This window comes from Methylolobus aquaticus (assembly GCF_054172105.1).
Genome location: NZ_JBSYXP010000004.1, coordinates 141796 through 157844 on the forward strand (window position 1 = coordinate 141796; position 16049 = coordinate 157844).

Annotated in this window: 12 protein-coding genes; 7 read left to right on the forward strand and 5 right to left on the reverse strand. The window is 63.9% G+C overall.

The window, feature by feature from the left end:
- Positions 1–289: 289 nt before the first annotated feature.
- Positions 290–1210 (forward strand): cysteine synthase A, encoded by a 921-nt coding sequence (gene cysK / locus ACW73L_RS06720; protein ID WP_498920898.1) that lies wholly within the window; start codon positions 290–292, stop codon positions 1208–1210.
- Between the two features lie 264 nt (positions 1211–1474).
- Here the strand turns inward: cysK and bstC are convergent, their stop codons facing one another.
- From bstC to ACW73L_RS06745, 5 genes are all read right to left on the reverse strand, one after another.
- Positions 1475–2260: a sterol transporter outer membrane protein BstC gene (gene bstC, locus ACW73L_RS06725; RefSeq protein WP_498921164.1), complete on the reverse strand. Its 786-nt coding sequence runs from the start codon at positions 2258–2260 to the stop codon at positions 1475–1477.
- 22 nt (positions 2261–2282) lie between these two features.
- Positions 2283–3116, reverse strand: a complete 834-nt coding sequence (bstB, locus tag ACW73L_RS06730; protein ID WP_498920899.1) for a sterol transporter periplasmic substrate-binding protein BstB — start codon at positions 3114–3116, stop codon at positions 2283–2285.
- Positions 3113–5803: a sterol transporter cytoplasmic membrane protein BstA gene (gene bstA / locus ACW73L_RS06735; protein ID WP_498920900.1), complete on the reverse strand. Its 2691-nt coding sequence runs from the start codon at positions 5801–5803 to the stop codon at positions 3113–3115. Before bstA ends, bstB begins: the two co-directional genes overlap by 4 nt.
- Positions 5804–6117: 314 nt before the next feature.
- Entirely contained in the window at positions 6118–6591 is a 474-nt protein-coding gene (gene tsaE, locus ACW73L_RS06740; RefSeq protein WP_498920902.1) for a tRNA (adenosine(37)-N6)-threonylcarbamoyltransferase complex ATPase subunit type 1 TsaE, read from the reverse strand.
- Positions 6588–8063: an NAD(P)H-hydrate dehydratase gene (locus ACW73L_RS06745; protein WP_498920904.1), complete on the reverse strand. Its 1476-nt coding sequence runs from the start codon at positions 8061–8063 to the stop codon at positions 6588–6590. Before ACW73L_RS06745 ends, tsaE begins: the two co-directional genes overlap by 4 nt.
- A 96-nt stretch (positions 8064–8159) precedes the next feature.
- Between ACW73L_RS06745 and queG the strand changes: the two genes are divergently transcribed.
- The 6 genes from queG (at position 8160) to ACW73L_RS06775 (ending at position 16026) form a co-directional block, all read left to right on the forward strand.
- Positions 8160–9302, forward strand: a complete 1143-nt coding sequence (gene queG / locus ACW73L_RS06750) for a tRNA epoxyqueuosine(34) reductase QueG (RefSeq protein WP_498920906.1) — start codon at positions 8160–8162, stop codon at positions 9300–9302.
- A gap of 215 nt (positions 9303–9517) precedes the next feature.
- Positions 9518–9826, forward strand: a complete 309-nt coding sequence (locus tag ACW73L_RS06755) for a hypothetical protein (RefSeq protein WP_498920908.1) — start codon at positions 9518–9520, stop codon at positions 9824–9826.
- A 72-nt stretch (positions 9827–9898) separates the two neighbouring features.
- Positions 9899–10522 (forward strand): DUF2760 domain-containing protein, encoded by a 624-nt coding sequence (locus ACW73L_RS06760; protein ID WP_498920910.1) that lies wholly within the window; start codon positions 9899–9901, stop codon positions 10520–10522.
- Positions 10519–12399 carry an Hsp70 family protein gene (locus ACW73L_RS06765; protein ID WP_498920911.1) on the forward strand — a complete coding sequence of 627 codons (1881 nt, stop codon included), beginning with the start codon at positions 10519–10521 and terminating at the stop codon, positions 12397–12399. Before ACW73L_RS06760 ends, ACW73L_RS06765 begins: the two co-directional genes overlap by 4 nt.
- Positions 12400–12436: 37 nt before the next feature.
- Entirely contained in the window at positions 12437–15241 is a 2805-nt protein-coding gene (locus ACW73L_RS06770) for an Hsp70 family protein (protein ID WP_498920912.1), read from the forward strand.
- Positions 15242–15351: 110 nt separating this feature from the next.
- Positions 15352–16026 (forward strand): Bax inhibitor-1/YccA family protein, encoded by a 675-nt coding sequence (locus ACW73L_RS06775; RefSeq protein WP_139557343.1) that lies wholly within the window; start codon positions 15352–15354, stop codon positions 16024–16026.
- Positions 16027–16049: the final 23 nt, after the last annotated feature.

The window sequence follows — 16049 nt, forward strand, 5'->3', positions numbered from 1 at the left end:
CTGATGCGGGCGGCGCACAGCCACATCTTGATGTTAGGTAGTGACCGCTCGGTTTTTCGATGGTGCTCCACGCAAGCGGTTGGCAGCGATCCTCTGCGCCTGTCGCGTTCGGATACATCTGCCTGACGTGATCGTGGCCTCATCGCACGAGACCTGGGTCAAGCAGCCCGGATGCGATTGGGCCGGGCGCGGCCGGCGATCGAACTGACGGGGATAGGGTGCATGAGCCTGTTCGTTGGTAAGCCCAGTCTGGTACGCTGCGCGCTGGCAGATCCATGGAGAGTCCGTGATGAAAGCTGAGAATGTCCTGGCCACCATCGGCGACACGCCGCATATCCGCATCAACCGCCTTTTCGGGGCCTCCCATGAGGTCTGGATCAAGTCCGAGCGCAGCAACCCCGGTGGTTCGATCAAGGACAGGATTGCGCTGTCCATGGTCGAAGCAGCGGAGGCTTCCGGCGCGTTGAAGCCCGGTGGGACGATCATCGAGCCGACCTCGGGCAATACCGGCATCGGGTTGGCGATGGTCGCGGCGGTCAAGGGTTATAAGCTGATCCTCGTGATGCCGGACAGCATGAGTGTCGAGCGGCGCCGGCTGATGTTGGCCTATGGTGCCGGCTTCGAGCTGACACCTCGTGAGAAGGGCATGAAGGGTTCGATCGCCCGCGCGGAGGAACTCGTCGCGTCGACGCCGGATGCCTGGATGCCGCAGCAGTTTGAGAACGCCGCGAATATTGCAGTGCACGTTAAGACTACTGCAGAGGAGATTGCGCGGGACTTCCCGGAGGGTGTGGACGTGTTGATCACCGGGGTCGGGACCGGCGGTCACATCACCGGCTGTGCCCAGGTATTGAAGGAGCGTTGGCCGCATCTGAAGGTTTTTGCCGTCGAGCCGAGAGACAGCCCGGTGATCAGCGGCGGACAACCCTCGCCGCACCCGATCCAGGGGATCGGCGCTGGTTTCGTTCCGAAAAACCTGCACACGGATTTGCTCGACGGAGTGATTCAGGTCGAGGCGGAGGCCTCGCGCGAAATGGCGCGCCGTTCGGCTCGGGAGGAGGGACTGCTGGTCGGGATCTCCAGCGGCGCGACGCTGGCCGCGATCTCGCAAAAACTGCCGGAAATCCCTGCCGGCGGCCGCATCCTGGGTTTCAACTACGATACCGGCGAACGCTACCTGTCGATCGAGGGTTTCTTGCCGGCGACCTGATCAAGACCCCTACGGGTCACGGAGGTTTCCATAGCCGCATGCCGCAGAGTCCGATTTCACGCTCCGGCATTCCACCGCACGGGGCCGAGGTTCACAGGCATCGCTCATGCGGACCCTGGGCTGCTCCTGTGCAAAACCATGCCGTTGGAGTTCCTCCGCCCACAGCCAGAAATGCTTTGAGGCGCTTCCCAAAAACCGAACCCCTGTTCCGGCCAGCGCCTCGCCAAATGCGTAAAAAGCGTCAAACAGCCTGCAATGGGGTAGTCACGCCGATGATGGATTGATCTCGTTCTCGAAACGGACAAACTCCTTCAGCCACGGTTCCTTGCTGTAGCCCCAGTCGCCTTCGGCGAGCCGCTGCCTCCCAATGATGAGTTCGTTTCTGGCGAGATCTTCGGCCTCATCCTGTTCCGACTCCCAGATCGCCTCGGCATAGAACAGGTGGTTGAGGGGATGACGCGGATAGCGCTCCGCGGCCTGGCGCAGCAACTGCAAGGCCTTGTCCCCGTCGCCGATACCCGTGGGCCACGGAGGGGCCTTCAGATAAAGCATGCCGAGTAGCCGCAGCGGTCCCCCATCGTCCAGACTGGGGTCGAGAGCCGCACTCCGCTTGATCTCCGCTTCCAGCCGCGGCAGGCTGTCCGCCGCCCGGGCAGCGTGACCGCGGACTGCCAGGCCCAGGTTGGCTGCCAGGTAGTAGTGCACAGCCGCGTCCCCGTCCGCGCCCAGCGCGAGCGCCGTCTCGGCAAAGCGCACCCCTTCCGCAGCGAGGCTTTCTCGCACGTCCGGCTCGGTGCTGCGCTCGGCGAGGTGCAGTGCTATTCGGCTGCCGAGGGAATTGCGCAGTAAGGCTTGATCACCGGTGCGCCGCAGCAACGCGAGCGAACATTCCAAGGTGTGAGTGGTGCTGCGGGGGCCCAACTCGTTTTGTCGGGCGGAGAGGCCCGCCGTGGTCTGTGCGGGACAATCCGATAGCTTTTCGAACCGTACGAGGCTGTGGTCTGGTTGCGGACAGCCGGCTAGTCCCGCAAGGAGCGGCACGGCGATCATGCGGTAACGGTTGCGCAAGAGACTATTTCCCCTCATCCCAGCGTTCGATCAGCGGTTTGAAGGCAGCCGGGTCCGCCGGGACGAACGCTTCCACGCCAAACAGGGAGCAGAGCTTCTTTCCGTCAGGGTCGCTGCACATACCCTGCAGGGCTTTCGCAAAGCGCTGGCGTTCTTCGGGTGTGGTCGTGATGCTGTTGGCCGACATTCCCATCAGCGGGATATCGGCCGAGGTAAACACGGGGGCGATCGGGGTCTTCAGTTCGAGCGCCGCCAGTGCAGCCGACTGCTGCCCATTCAAAAGCACCGCATCCAACTCGCCCTTGTCCAGGGCGCGCAGGGCGCGCAGGGCCTGTCGCGAGGGTTTCAGATCGAAGGTGTTCTGCGGGTCGAGTTTCCCGGCGAACACGACTTTTCTGACGAATTCCGGCTCCTCCAGAGCCGTGCCCCCCAATGATTTCCCGGCAAGCTTATCGAGGCTGTCCGGCCCGCCCTTGCGCGCGATCACCTGATAGCGTTCGAAGGTGGCGCCTTTTATGCGGGGCTGGACCAGCGGCACTAGATGGTGGACGCCACGCTGCTGGAGGAACTGACCGAGGGAGGTGATCGCAAAGCGTGGCTTTTTTGCAGCCAGAAGCTTTCGGCATTCGTCCACCCGGGACGTAAACACGCTGGTCAGGCTATGGTCTGGCCACTGGCCGGCCTTCTCGACCACTCGCAGCATGGCCTCCATGGCGGAGTTCGCGTCCTCCTCACTGACCGGCCCGCCCGGGTAACACACCACGATTGGCGGTTGTTCCGCAGCCGCATAGGGTAGCCATCCGGCCAGCAGGCAGAGTAGAGCAAGCGTGCGAATCATGGATTCCTTTTTCGATCGATCAGTTGTCCGATGGCGGGGGCGACGAGCAGCGTTGCTGCAAGGCAACTCACGAGCCCGATCGTAATGGCGATACCAAGGGTGGAAATGCCACGATAGCGGGCGAGACTGATGGCGCCCAGCCCTGCCAGTTCGGTACCGGCCGCGAGTGCGATGACCGTCCCGGCGATCACGGTAACCTGCAGCGGTGTGTGGTCCTTCAGATCGCGCCAGCGATGGCTGAACCAGACGCCGTAATCCACTGCCAACGCGATGACCAGGGGTAGCGCGATGATGTTGGCATAGTTGTACCGCAGGCCACCCAGTGACATCAGGCCCAACATCCAGCCGCCACCGATGATCAGCGGAAGCGCGGCCAACACTACCCCCCGCACATCGCGCAAAATCACGATCAGCCAGATCAAACACACGGCCACCGCCAGGATGGTGCCGCGGGCGAAGCTCTGCACGACGGATCGTGAAAACACCTGGTGGGTGGTCGGAAAGCCAGTGGCGTTGGGCGACACCCCGTAAACGTCCGTGATCAGGCGGTCCAGCTTCGCGGGATCATACACAGTTTCCTTCGGAAAAGCGTATACCGCGACGGTACCGTCGGCGGCGAAGAACCGGTCCCGCAGAGCCGGGGGCAGCCGATCAGGGGTGAGCGGTTCAGCCGTTCGCCACTGGTCGACGAATTCCATCCCGGCGAGCCCAGCCTTTAGCAGGGCGCGAAAAAAGGCCTCACTGCGCTCGCGGGCATGTCCCGGATCGCGGTCGATGCGTTCCTGAAGTGGTCGGATCTGCCCGCGCACCTTCTCCAAACCCTTCACCAGTTCAGAGTGTCCGGCCGAGAAAGCCTGCTCCTCGGCGTCGTCGATCAAGTCGGGCAGGCGGGCGAGCAGCGTCCGCAGCAGCGTAAAACTGGCGCCGGTCAGGCCGGCTCGGTCCAGTTGCGCCAGCTGTCCGGCATAGTCCCGGCGAACTGTCTCGTCGCCCAAACGCCGCGCCTTGTAAAGACGCTCGTCGGCATCAGCTGGAAACAGGCCGCCCAGCGACTGCACGGTGGCGATGCTCGCGAGTTGCCGGGCTTGGTCCGTGATGCGCTGTGCCTCGGGCAGATCGTTCGCGGTAAAGATCACCACCTCCGCCTGGTAGTCGCTTTCGGCCAGCATCCGCCGTTGATATCGCGCGGCCTCCGAATCCGCGGGCAGCAGAGCGAGCACATCGTAGTCGAAAGGGATGGCGAGACCTTTCACGACGCCGGCCAAAGCGCTGCCCAGTGCGACCAGGACCAGGATGGCTGCGACCGGCAGCGGGAAGGAACCGCGCCGCGGTGTCGGTCCGCCGGCGCGCCGTGATGATTCCACCAACCGCGGCGGTAGCAGGGCATAGAGCGCCGGCTGGACCATCCACGTGCTGATCAGGATCAGTAAGACGCCTCCGGCCGCGATCAGGCCCAATTCGGAGAAACCCGGAAAATCGAGCGTGGCAAGTACGCCGAAGATCAGCAGTGACGCGCCACCTGCGGTCAGCACGGTCGTGAAGGATGAACCGATCCCTATGCCGATCGCCTCCGTCAGAGGCCTTCCTGCTCGGCGCTCTTCGGTGATGCGGGACGAAGTGAAGATGCCATAATCGGCGCCCAGTCCGAACAGGATGGCGAGGAAACTGGAGGTGATGATCGTCAGATGGCCCACCGTGAGGAACGCCAGCCCCAGGCTCCACAGCGCTCCCAGGCCCATGGGTACGAAAATGGCCAGCGCCCAGCGGAAGCTGCGGAGGACCAATACGATCAGCGCGCCGATCAAGCCCGCGGCAGTCCATATCACCAGCGCGATGTCGTGCTCGATGTCGAGGTATTCTTCGTATTCAACGGCCGGGAGCCCGGTGATGCCCACCGTGGGTGGTGTCCGCCCCGCCGCCTGCAGGTCACCGGCGATCACAGCCGCCACTGACCTGACCTTCTCGATGAACGGCCGGCGCGCCTCGAACGCACCGGACGGGCTTTCCGGATGCACGAACAGAAAGAGCATCCGCCCATCTCGGGATGTGAAGTAGCCGTTGCCCATGGCCCCGACCCCCTGAGTCTCCAATACCGGCTTCCAGTCGAGGCCGGCAGGGCAGGGTTCCGCTTCGAGCCATCGCTGCCACTCGTTCAGGAAGAGACCAAACCCTGCCACGCTCTGTTCGGCCGTGGCAAGGTCGATTCCGGACACCCGAGGGTGAGCCTCGATCCAGTCCAGGGCCCGTTTCAGTGCGACGGGGAGACCGGGCAGCGTGACGGGCGCGCCCGTCCTCAGGTAAGCATCGACTCGGTCGAACGTTTCAGCTGGAGCGAGCAAATAGGCGCGCTCCAGAAAAAACCGGTTATCGAGTCGTTCCGTGACCTGCCTGATTTCGGGCTCCTGGCGCAGTTTCGTGGCGAGTTCATTCGCGAAGGACTCGAGTTCCGCGCGGGGAGCCTTCTCCAGCACCACGATGAGGTCGGAGGCGGCGCCAAACTTGACCAGATAGTTGTTCAGACGCCGGGCCACCTCGTTATCCTGGGGTAGCAGCGCCTGACGGGAGGTATATACAGGCAGTTGGACGGTTGCCCAGGCGGCAAGGACCGAAATGGCCAAGGCCAGCGCCAGAACCCAGCGCGGGTGCTTTGCGCTGGCAACTGCAATCTTGGCCACACGTTGGCTCATCGTTCAGGTCCTTGGGCCTTCGGATTCTGGAAATGCGTTGCGCTTAATAAACGGCGAGGCTTGGAAACCTTGGTCGTAGAGCGGTGACGGTTTGATGGTCGCTCCGCCGCTTGATCGGTCATGTCGCGAGGAACAGCGACGGAGGCTACGTTCCATCGCGATGACGGGAGCGTTTGTGAGTATTGGGGAGTTATCTCCGGAGTCAACTGGAAGCGCGCAAGCGGCGCCAAGTCCTTGCGGGACGGCCTGATTTGGTACAGGGGCCGTCCGGTTTGCCCGCGCCTGTCCGTAGAGAACCGATCTGTGGGTAGCATTCAGGAAATTCCGTGGGGTGCGGCTGAGCCGATAGCCGACGGCAACTCCGGATCGCCACCGGGAGCGGTTTCGATGATTGCCGCCCTCCCCGGAAGATCGAGCTCCAACTCGATGGAAAAGTCCGGTGCGGGCAGGGTGTCGCCGCCCCGTTCCGGCCATTCGATCAGGCACAGCGAGTCGCTGCGCAGATAGTCGCGAAAGCCAAACCATTCGAGTTCGTCCGGGGAGCTCAGGCGGTACAGGTCGAAGTGATAGAGGGTCAGACCGGGCACGGCATACTCCTCGACCAGCGTGAAGGTCGGACTCTTAACGGCCCCCTGATGACCGGCTGCGCGGAGCAGGCCGCGCACCAGAGTCGTCTTCCCGGCACCCAGGGTTCCGCGTAGGAACACCAGTGAACCCGGTTTCAGGAATTCGAACAGCCGGCGACCCAGGGCGAGTGTCGCGGCCTCGTCCGGCAGAAAAACTCTCACTGGTTTACCAGCCGTCGCAACGGACCCAGCAGATCGGTGGCCAACAAGCCGCGCTCGCCATCGATTGCCGCGAGGTCCCCCGCTTCCGCATGCCATTGCACTCCGCAGCGCGCGGCAGCCAGCATGTCGAGCCCCTGCGCCATTAAACCCGCGATGACGCCAGTCAGCACGTCCCCCATGCCGCCGCTGGCCATGCCGGGGTTGCCGGCCGTGCAGACCTGCACCAGCCCGTCAGGGCCCCTGATCAGCGACCCGGAGCCCTTCAGGACCACGACACCTCCGTAGCGGGCCTGTAGTTCCGTGATCGCACCGAAGCGGTCGCGTACAACCGCTTCGGTGCTGGTTCCAAGCAGCCGAGCTGCTTCGCCCGGATGCGGCGTCAATACCCAGTCCTCGCGTCGCCAGGGTTGCAGTGCCAGAAGGTTTAGGGCATCGGCGTCGACGACCGATGGGACCTCCCTGCCCAGTGCAGTTCGGAACAGGTCCACAGACCACTGCCTTTGTCCCAGCCCGGGACCCAACGCGAGGACGGTGGCGCGGGCCAGCAGCGGCTCCAGGTCAGCCACCTCGCGTATGCCGTGGCACATCAGTTCGGGCCGGGTCGCATTGAGCGTAGGCGCGTGATCGGGATGGGTCGCCACGGAGATCAGGCCGGAGCCGACGCGCGCCGCAGCCGAAGCGGCCAGACATGCGGCGCCGCCGTAGCCGGAGTCGCCGCCGATCACCAGCACATGACCGCAATGACCTTTGTGCGCAGTCGGCGCCCGGCGTGGCAGACGGCAGTCCTCGCTTCGGATCAGCCGAGCGGTAGGAAGGGTGGACTGACGGACCGTCGCGGGTGTGTCCAGATCATCGAAGATGACTGAGCCGCACTGCGCCGGGCCAGCACCGGTAAACAGCCCGCGCTTCAGTCCGATGAATGTCACGGTAGCATCGGCCTCGACGGCGCTACCCAGCACGGCCCCGCTATCCGCGTGCAAACCCGACGGGATATCCACCGCCAGGACGCCAGCCGAAGTGCCGTTGATGGCGCGGATGACAGCCGCATCGCTGCCTGTGACCTCGCGGTCGAGCCCGGTTCCGAACAGCGCGTCGACGATGACCTCGGCATGTTCGAGGTGCATCGGCACGTAGTCCAGCCAGGAGCCGCCGGCATCCCGATAGGCCTGGAATGCGAGCCGGGCGTCGCCCCGGAGCGCCTCGGGCGGACGGAGTGCGTAGACGCGGGCGTCGAGTCCCGCTTCCAGTGCCAGACGCGCGATCACGTAGCCGTCGCCGCCGTTGTTGCCACCGCCGCACACGATCGACAGGAACTTGGCCGATGGCCAGCGTTGGCGCAGCGTCGCGAAGGCCGCCGCACCGGCGCGTTCCATCAGTGTGAGGCCGGGGATGCCGATGTTTTCGATCGCATGGCGGTCCATGGCGCGGACCTGATCGGCTGTATACAGATCGTTGGGCAGGACAGCGTGCATCGCAGTGAACATCGAAAACGGCGGGACTCGTTGCGGGACCGTCGGGCAGCTTCTGCTATTCTCGCCGAGGGCATGAAGCGAGGGCAAATCGGTACGGTGGAAGATTTAGAACGAGTCAATAGGGCGAACAGCGGGACAGAGTCTCCGGATTATTCGCAGCTCGCCCTACGCATCAAGGACTGGGGCCTGGAACTCGGCTTCCAGCAAATCGGCATCGCGGATGTCGATCTGCAGACGCATGAACAGCACCTGATGCGCTGGCTCGATGCCGGCTGGCACGGAGAGATGGGCTACATGGCCCGCCATGGCACGCGCCGCAGCCGCCCGGACGAACTCATTCCGGGCACCTTGCGGGTCGTCAGCGGCCGTATGGACTACCTGCCCGAGCCGCGAGAGCGCAGCGGCGCCGTGCTCGATGATGCGGCGCGGGCCTTCATTTCCCGCTATGCGCTGGGGCGTGACTACCACAAGGTCGTGCGTTCGCGGCTCGCGAAGCTGGCCGCGCGTATCGAGGGCGAGGTCGGGCCTTTCGGTCATCGCGCGTTCGTCGACAGCGCGCCGGTGCTGGAGAAGGCGCTGGCCGAGCGGGCAGGCCTGGGCTGGATCGGCAAACACACGAACCTCATCAACCGCCACGCCGGCTCGTGGTTCTTTCTCGGGGAAATCTACACCGACTTGCCGCTGCCGCCTGACCGTCCGGTGCAGAATCACTGTGGGAGCTGCGCTGCGTGCATCGAAATCTGCCCGACTCAGGCCATCATCGCTCCTTACCGCCTGGACGCACGGCGCTGTATTTCCTATCTGACGATCGAATTGCGCGGTTCGATTCCCGAGCAGTTTCGCGCCGCGATCGGCAACCGGATCTATGGCTGCGACGACTGCCAGCTGGTGTGTCCGTGGAACCGCTACGCGGAATTGACGCGCGAACATGACTTCCAGCCGCGGCATGGATTGGATAGTGCCGCGTTGGTTCAGGTTTTCTCCTGGGACGAGGCGGCCTTCCTCGCTGCGACCGAGGGCTCCGCGATCCGGCGTATCGGATATGTTTGCTGGCTACGGAACGTGGCCATTGCCCTGGGCAATGCGCCGCGCTCGGAGGCGGTGGTCGCCGCGCTGGAGAGTCGCCGAGATCATTCCTCTGCGCTGGTCCGTGAGCATGTCGGCTGGGCGCTTGCTCGAGAGCGGGAACGCGCGAACCGGACGGGGGGGGGAGTGTCCGACACCGCGGAGGGCGCGTGATTGCGCAGGCGAAAAGCGCCTTCGAGTCGGGATGAGGGTGACGGCGATTTCTGTTGTGCTGAGCAAAGTGTCGTAAAATCGAGCGCTTTGTTGAAACCACGCCCAGGCATCCCCATACCATGCATATGTCATCTAGTTGCCGCACTCTCCTTGCCATAGTGAGCGTTCTGGTTAGCTCCGGCGCCGCCGCCGGGGGCGAATGGGAGCCCTCGACCTTGTCCGACAAAACCATGCAGGCTACGCAGGACGCCAAGGTCGCATATGACCGCTGTCTTGGCGAGCAACTTCAGGCGTCGATCAGCAGCGAGGCCGATTCACGGGCCGTCGCCGACGGCATACTGCGGGCGTGCGAAGATCGATTGGCACCCATCAGGACGGCCTTGGTCGGGGAAAAGGTTCCCGATGGCATTATCGACCGCTATATGCGCCAGCAGCGTTCGCGCGCAGCCCAGGCTGTGTTGCGCGAGGTCATGGGCGCGCAGGCCATGCGACAGGCGACGCAGGACGCCGCGAAGCAGCCCTGAAGGCGTGTTCGAACGAGTCGTGGCTCGTTCCTTTCACAGTTGTCCTCTCTGTCCAACCAAAAGCACGACACCATGCATTTAGATACGAGTATTTGGCCGACCACACTTGACGCCGGTCACGCCCTGCTGGCCGCCCTGGTTCTAGTGTTGTTGATCTTCCAGGTTCTGTTGCTGACGGCGGGAATCGTCGCCTTGCTGCGGCGCGGTCGCGCTGCCGAATCCGTTGGCGCCGCCCATACCGCAGCCGTGGCGACCCCGAACGTTCCCGAAGCGCGTGAGACCTCCGTGGAGGCGGTTCCGTCACCCTTGCGCGAAGCGGCACCCGATTCGGCCTTGCAGTTGCTCAGCCTGCTGCAGAATGAGGCGCGCTTCATCGATTTCGTGCAGGAGAACGTGACGAGCTATTCCGATGCCGAGATCGGCGCCGCCGCACGCATCGTGCATGAAGGGTGTCGCAAGGTGATTCATCAGCACTTCGAGCTCGAACCGGTGCGCAGGGAAGCCGAGAGCAGCCGGGTCACCTTGCCCAAGGGCTTCGACGCCGCCAGCGTGCGGCTCACGGGCAATATCGTTGGGCAGGCACCCTTCAGCGGAACGCTGGTGCATCGTGGCTGGCGAGCGGTACAGGTCAGGTTGCCGAAGCTCGTCGAAAGTCATGACACGCGGATCATCGCGCCGGCGGAGGTGGAGCTGTGAGCGATTCCAGCCGCTTTTCGGTCGGCATCGATCTTGGCACGACGAACAGTGTACTGAGTTACGTCGAGCTGGGGGCCTGCGAAGGCGAACAGGCAGCGCTGGAAGTTCTGGAAATCCCACAACTTACCTCGCCGGGTGTGGTCGCCGAGCGACCGCAATTGCCGTCCTTTCTGTACCAGGCACACGAGGCCGAAGTGCGGCCTGAAGATCTGGAACTGCTCTGGGGTAACGATGATCGGGCCATCGTCGGCGAGCTGGCGCGAACCCTTGGGAGCAAGACGCCGATCCGCCTGATCGCGAGCGCGAAGAGTTGGCTATGCCACAGCGGCGTGGACTGCCGGGCCGCGATATTGCCGATCCAGGCTCCGGAAGAGGTGGCGCGCGTGTCGCCGCTGGAGGCCTCCAAGCTCTATCTCCGGCATCTGCGTGATTCCTGGGATGCGCGCTTCCCCGAGTCGCCGCTGAGCGAACAGGAACTCGTCATCACGGTCCCGGCCTCCTTCGATCCCGCGGCACGCGAATTGACCGTGGAGGCCGCACATGCCGTAGGGCTGCGGCAGGCGGTGTTGTTGGAAGAGCCGCAATCCGCTCTGTACAGCTGGATACAGCGCAGTGAAGGACGGTGGCGCGAGCAGGTCAAACCGGGCGATATCATCCTCGTGGTGGATGTCGGCGGCGGCACGACCGACCTGTCACTGATTGCAGTGACCGAAGAGGATGGCAACCTGCTGCTGAACCGCGTCGCGATCGGCGACCACATCCTGCTCGGCGGCGACAACATGGATCTGGCGCTGGCTTATGCCCTGAAGATGAAACTGGAAGCGGAAGGCAAACGCCTGGAGCCGTGGCAGATTCAGGCGCTGACCCACGGTTGTCGCGATGCCAAGGAGGCAATCCTTGCCGACGCCGAGGTTCAGGAGGTGCCGGTCGTCGTCCCCAGTCGGGGCTCGTCATTGATCGGCGGGTCGCTGCGCACGGCGCTGACGCGGGATGACGTGACTCGCACACTGATGGATGGCTTTTTTCCCAAGGTAGGGATCGATGCCAGGCCTGCCGCGCAGTCCCGCACCGGCTTGACCACGATGGGTCTGCCCTATGCAAAAGATGCCCGGATCACCTGTCATCTCGCGGCTTTTCTGGCACGTCAGGTCAGTGCGGCGAGCGAACTGGCGGGCTTCGATCTGCCCGAGGACGCACGGATGATCCGCCCGACGGCGCTGCTGCTAAACGGCGGTGTATTCAAGGCGGAGCAGCTGAGCCAGAGGCTCCTAGAGGTATTGGGTTCGTGGCTTGGCGAAGAGTCGGCTCCACCGGCACGGCTGCTGAAGGGCGCCGATCTGGATTTGGCCGTCGCGCGCGGCGCGGCGTATTACGGTTATGTGCGTCAAGGGCAAGGCGTGCGGATCCGTGGCGGCATCGCGGCCGCGTATTATGTCGGCGTCGAAAGTGCGATGCCGGCGGTGCCCGGGTTCCCGCCGCCCATGCAGGCCTTGTGCATCGCGCCCTTCGGTATGGAGGAGGGCACGGAGGCAGCATTGCCCCCGCATGAGTTCGGGCTGATCGTGGGCGAGCCGGTGCGTTTCCGCTTTTTCGCATCGACGGTACGTCGCGATGATCCGGTTGGAACAAGGCTGGAGGACTGGCACGAAGGCGAACTTGAGGAGTTGCAGGAGATCGAGGTCAGTTTGCAGGCCGAGCGATATGCGTCTGGGCAGGTCGTGCCGGTCTGTCTGGCGGCCAAGGTGACTGAGGTCGGCACCTTGCAATTGGAAGCCGTGGCGCGGGACAGTGAGCAGCGATGGAAGGTTGAGTTCGATGTCCGAGCCAGCGACGGTTCGGCGGGAGCCGTGCCGGAGGCGGAACGCGCGCTCGCCTGACGTTGGCTTGCACTGAGCGGATTGCCGGAACAACGGCATGAGTCATCTGCCATCATCGCCCAACGGAGGCACGGCGCGCTATCGGGTCGGCATCGACCTCGGCACGAGCAATACGGTCGTCGCGTTCACGGACATGGCGCAAGGCGCCGAGCCGAGCATCGAACTCTTTCGTGTCGAACAGTTGGTGGGGCCCGGAGAAGTGGCGGCTCGCGACTGTCTGCCCTCGGTTCGCTATCATCCGGCGGAAGGGGAACTGCCGGCTGCTGACCTGAGACTTCCCTGGCACCAGGATCCAGCTGAAACGCCCGACACCGCCGTGTTGGGCGAATGGGCCCGCAGGCTGGGTGGCAGGAGCCATGGCCGCCGGGTCGCCAGTGCCAAGAGCTGGCTGTCTCACCCATCCGTCGATCGCACGGCAGCCATCCTGCCCTGGGGCGCCGCGCCGGATGTCGACAAGGTTTCTCCTGTTGCTGCGAGCGCGAGCTATCTGCGCCATGTGCGTCACGCATGGAACCTCCGTTACCCGGAGCATCCGCTCGAGCGCCAGGATCTGATCGTGACCATTCCCGCCTCCTTCGACGAGGGCGCGCGGGCCTTGACGCTGGAAGCCGCTCGGTCGGCCGGATTGCCAAGGGTTCGTCTGCTGGAGGAACCGCAGGCCGCCTGCTATGACTGGCTCTGGATGCACCGCTCGGAGTTGGTACGCCAGCTCGAAGGCGTGCGCGTCATTCTGGTCTGCGACGTCGGGGGCGGTACGACGGATTTCAGCCTGATCCGTGTCGATCACCAAGGATCCGAGCCGAACTTGACGCGGATCGGTGTCGGCGACCATTTGATGCTGGGCGGAGACAACATCGATCTGATGTTGGCCCAGCGGATGGAGGCCGCGCTCATCGAGGACGGGCCGCGCCTGTCGGGGAGCGCTCTGTCGCAACTGATGGATCAGTGTCGTGATGCGAAAGAGCGTCTGCTGGTCGATGGGGCGCCGGAAGAAGTGCCGGTGACGCTACTCGGTGCGGGGTCGCGCGTGATCGGTGGGGCACGTTCGCTGCAGCTGGCGCGGCAGGAGACCCACGAATTGGTGCTGGACGGTTTCTTCCCCGTCGTTTCGGCCGATGATCAACCGCTGCGGCGACGCAGCGGCGTGGTCGAGTTCGGCTTGCCTTATGCCGCGGATCCTGCCGTCACGCGCCATCTGGCGGCCTTCCTCGCTCAGCATCGAGACTTGTTGGCTGAGGCGCTGGGTCCCGGCGTCCCTGCTGTCCCGGATGCGCTGCTACTGAATGGCGGTGCGTTTCGAAGTCCATTGATCGGGCGGCGCCTCGTGCAGGTGCTGGCTGCGTGGGCTGGCCGAGCGCCGCGCGAGTTGCGCAATGATCGCCCGGAACTGGCGGTGGCCTTCGGTGCAGTTGCCTATGCGATGGCCCGGGCCGGGTCGAACGTGCGTCGGATCGAAGGCGGTTCTGCGCGCAGCTTTGTTCTTCTGGTTGGGACCGAAGGTGACGACTCGCAACGGCGGAAGGGCGTCTGTCTCCTGCCGAAAGGCACGCGCGAGGGAGAAACGGTATTGCTCGCAGATCGTCGCTTTTCGCTCCGGCTGGGCCTGCCGGTTCGCTTCCAGATCTATTCGTCCACCGATGACCGACTGCTGGTTCCCGGGGAGTTAGTCGATCTGGAGGACGAGCGCTTCGTGCAACTGCCCCCGCTCGCGGTCGCGTTCGAAGGCGAAGGAGAAATGGAAGGGGGCGCTCGTATCGTCCGGCTGGATGCGGCGATGACCGAGGTCGGTACGCTTGAGTTACGCTGCGTCGATGTTGATGACGACGAGCGCTTCTGGAACGTGGAGTTTCTGCTCCGATCGGGGAGCGGGAAGCGGCGGCCGGAGAGCGGATTGCACCCACGGCTCGGTGAAGCGGAAGCCGCAATCGGGCGGGTGTTCGGCCGAAAGTCCCGCACGATCGAGACGAGTTCGGTCCGGACGCTACGCGGTACGCTGGAGAAGCTGCTCGGCAGCCGTGAGGACTGGGACACCGGAACCTGTCGTGCCGTTTTCGGCGGCCTGCTCGAAGGCTTGCCGCATCGGCGGCGCAGTACGGATCATGAACGGGTGTGGCTTAATCTGGCGGGGTATACGTTGCGACCGGGAGTGGGGTATCCCCTGGACGACTGGCGCGTATCCCAGCTCTGGGGCGTTTATCGCCAGGGACTGCAGTTCCCTAAGGAAGCTCAGAACTGGGCGGAATGGTGGACGCTGTGGCGGCGCATCGCGGCGGGGCTCGACGAGGCCGCGCAGACTCAGGTGTTTGGTGACATCCGCAATTTCATTGATCCGGCGGCCGCGCGTCGCGGCAATCTGGCAGCGCTTGCGAGGAAGCGCAGCTATGAGGACATGGTACGCTTGGCCGGTTCGCTGGAGCGCCTTTCCTGCGACCTCAAGGCGCAGTTGGGGGGATGGCTGCTCGAACGTCTCAGGAAACCCGGGGAGCCGGCTGAAACGGCGTGGGCTCTAGGGCGCGTCGGTGCCCGGGTGCCATTCCACGGGAGCAGTCATGGTGTGATTCCCGTCGCGACGGCGGAGGGCTGGTTGGAGGTGCTCGTCGGCATGGACTGGCGCAAGCAACCGGCGCTCGCATTTTCAGCGGTGCTGATCGGGCGCATGAGTGGTGATCGGGAGCGCGACATCGGGCCGGAACTTAAGAACCGTGTCACGGCGCGGCTGAAGGCCGTGCGCGCGCCGGAGGCTTGGGTGCAGCTGGTTGACAGCGTCCAGGACTTGACCGCGGCTGAGGAGAAGCGGATTTTCGGTGAGGCCTTGCCGCCCGGGCTGGCACTGATTGAGTGATCGGGGCGGCGTGTCGGAATGGTGTCGGGAGCACGGCGGGAGCCGCTCGAAACTAAGCGTAAGCCTCCTTGTCGAAGGGGGCGTTGAGTTAATTAATTTAGGAGTCGCTGATGAGTCAAAGCTATACCCAAGTTCGCCGCGCACAGGTCGGCCTGCTCGCTACTCACAAGGTTTTGCGCAACACCTATGCGCTTTTGGCGTTGACGTTGCTTTTCAGCGCGTTCACCGCCGGTGTCGCGATGACGCTGAACATCCCGCACCCGGGCATTCTGGTGACACTGGTGGGTTATTTCGGCCTTTTGTGGTTGACGAATAAGTTCAGCCACAATGCCTGGGGTCTGGTTTGTGTGTTTGCCCTGACGGGGTTCATGGGTCTGACGCTGGGTCCGATCCTCAACATGTATGTGTCGCACTTCGCCAATGGCAGTCAGCTCGTCATGACGGCAATGGGCGGAACGGCCGTAATCTTCCTCGGCCTGTCCGCCTACGCGCTCACGACGCGCAAGGATTTCAGCTTTCTCGCGGGTTTCCTGATGACCGGGATTCTGGTCGCGTTCCTGGCGGGGTTGGCGGCGATCTTTCTGCCGGCGATGCCGGGTCTGAGTATCGCGGTCTCGGCGATGTTCATCGTGCTGATGTCAGGCATGATTCTGTTTCAGACCAGTCAGATCGTGCATGGCGGCGAGACCAACTACATTCTCGCAACAGTCTCGCTGTACGTGACGATTTTTAACCTCTTCACCAGCCTGCTGCAGATTCTGGGCGTTTTCAGCGGTGACGACTGACGACGTTTGCGCTGAGTTCCCGG